The organism is Flavobacterium suzhouense, from assembly GCF_042684765.1.
In the GTDB taxonomy this organism is placed as follows: Bacteria; Bacteroidota; Bacteroidia; order Flavobacteriales; family Flavobacteriaceae; genus Flavobacterium; species Flavobacterium suzhouense.
The window spans coordinates 1-606 of the sequence record NZ_JBHUMD010000016.1; the positions used below are offsets into that span (position 1 = coordinate 1).

Sequence of the window (606 nt, forward strand, 5' to 3'; positions counted from 1 at the left end):
GGTGGGGATGACGTCAAATCATCACGGCCCTTACGTCCTGGGCTACACACGTGCTACAATGGCCGGTACAGAGAGCAGCCACCTCGCGAGGGGGAGCGAATCTATAAAACCGGTCACAGTTCGGATTGGAGTCTGCAACCCGACTCCATGAAGCTGGAATCGCTAGTAATCGGATATCAGCCATGATCCGGTGAATACGTTCCCGGGCCTTGTACACACCGCCCGTCAAGCCATGGAAGCTGGGGGTACCTGAAGTCGGTGACCGCAAGGAGCTGCCTAGGGTAAAACTGGTAACTGGGGCTAAGTCGTAACAAGGTAGCCGTACCGGAAGGTGCGGCTGGAACACCTCCTTTCTAGAGACACGATCGTTAGGTTAATGTAAATGAGAAGTAAGGTATACTTACTCTCGCTGTTAGTTCAAAAATTTAAAGTAAAGAGAGCTGAATAGATTTCTGGATTATTAGAAAGTTAGATATTTGGAATTATCCAATAATCGAAAAATCTAAAATCCAATAATCGAAACAAAAAATAGTCTCGTAGCTCAGCTGGTTAGAGTACTACACTGATAATGTAGGGGTCGGCAGTTCGAGTCTGCCCGGGACTACA

The 606-nt window shown here is 47.7% G+C and carries 1 tRNA gene and 1 rRNA gene; both read left to right on the forward strand.

The features are described 5' to 3' along the window. A 16S ribosomal RNA gene (locus ACFSR3_RS08945) occupies nt 1-353 on the forward strand; the annotation flags it as partial. Nucleotides 354-530: 177 nt separating this feature from the next. Then, nucleotides 531-604 (forward strand) — tRNA-Ile (locus tag ACFSR3_RS08950). Nucleotides 605-606 lie beyond the last annotated feature (2 nt).